We start from the raw sequence: 1,643 nt of genomic DNA, 5'->3' as shown, positions 1-1,643 counted from the left end.
CTCAGTTACTTTCAGTAAGAGAAAATCAATTACAAACGCTCGTTGGAATTATTGAAGATAAGCGAAAAGCAGGACTTTTAGAGCCACTTGACGCTGAACTGGTTTATTTAAACTTGTCCCAAGTTTTCAGTGAAATATCTGAGTCGCAAATTGCTTTGAAAAATGCAGAGGTAAATGTTCAGGAGTTATTGCCTGATTGGACGCCTAATACTACCAATTTGTTTTCATTTACTTTTGGAGCAACAAACTATTCATTTAACTCTCAGTGGGTTGAGGAACATCCAAAAGTTAAACTCGCTAGAGCGCAATGGAAGATAAAACAATCTAAAGCTCAACTAACCACTATGGAATCTAAAGCCAATCCAACCATTGGAGTTAACGCAGGGAAAAGTGGAGATGAAGACTTGATTGGCGTGACTTTCTCAATGCCTTTAAATATCAGAAATAACTATTCAGATACTGTTAAAGCCGCTTATTCAGAAGCAATTGCAGCAGAGGCTAACTTTCGGTCGGTTTATCGAAAGCAGTCATTTGAAGCAAAAGCTAATTATGAATCGCTTATTGTCAGTAAAAAATATTATGAGCAATGGCAAAAACTGACAAAAGGCAGATTAGATAGCAGCGAAAACTTATTAAATAAGCGCTGGGAAGCTGGTGACATTAATACTTCTGACTACTTACTTGCATTAAATCAACGTGCGGAAGGGCTTCATGCAGGAATACGTTTGGAAAATCAATTCAAGCTTGCAGAAATATCCTTCATTTTAAGTATGGGTCAGTTATCCAAATTTGAGATTTGAGCGCTTTGTTTTTTCAGTAGCGAAAAACGAAATCTTAAATTTATTAAAAATATAGGTTACAAAAATGAATACAGTAATTAGTAAAAAATTTTTAGCCGTAGTAATTAGCTGCCTGTTAGTTGGGTTTACTACAAATCATGATGCTTTTGCACAGTCGTCAGATGGAACTGGTTCTGTCACAAACGTTTCGAAACAAGAAGAAAAAGAACATCAAGATGAGCATGAACACGAAAAGGGACATGAAGAAGATAAAGGTGACCATGACGAGCACGGCCATGAAGGTGGTAATAGAGAGGGAGAAGAAGAACATGAAGAAGGTATCACTATTGATCCAAAGAAGATGTCGCTTGCTAACATTAAAGTGGAAAGTGTTAAGCCTGAATATCAATTTAGCTCCGTATATGCACCTGGCGAAATAAAAGCTAATGGCTATAAAAGTTATGTGGTATCACCACGTACAGAGTCAGTCATTATCAGTCGCCATGCAGCGCTTGGCGAGTATGTAGAAATAGGTCAGAAGTTAGTTACATTATTTAGTGAAGCAATGGCACAAGCACAAGCTGACTATTTAATCGCTTCAACCGAATGGCAACGTGTAAAAAAGCTGGGTAATAAGACGGTGAGTGAAAGTCGATTATTACAAGCTGAAACAACATACAATGCGAGCTATGGCAAGCTCATTGCTTTAGGGTTAACTGAAAAAGCAATAAATGGTATTTCTAACAAAGACATTAAAGCATTTGGACAATATGCATTAACGGCGCACCGTGAAGGTGTCGTGCTTCAAGACGACTTTATCCAAGGGCAACGTGTTGATGCTGGGGATTCAGTCATGTTGTTAGC

Annotated in this window: 2 protein-coding genes; both read left to right on the top strand. The window is 37.9% G+C overall.

The genetic code is table 11. The features are described 5' to 3' along the window. Window positions 1-800, top strand: an 800-nt coding sequence (locus P20311_RS09480) for a TolC family protein (protein WP_036985038.1), incomplete at its 5' end; no start/stop codon positions are given. A gap of 64 nt (window positions 801-864) precedes the next feature. Beyond that, a partial coding sequence (locus tag P20311_RS09475) for an efflux RND transporter periplasmic adaptor subunit (RefSeq protein ID WP_036985036.1) occupies window positions 865-1,643 on the top strand: 779 nt, incomplete at its 3' end.

Source organism: Pseudoalteromonas sp. BSi20311 (assembly GCF_000239875.1).
Taxonomy (GTDB): domain Bacteria; phylum Pseudomonadota; class Gammaproteobacteria; order Enterobacterales; family Alteromonadaceae; genus Pseudoalteromonas.
The sequence above is the reverse complement of the archived record's forward strand: the minus strand, read 5'-3'. Positions and strand labels throughout refer to the sequence as shown.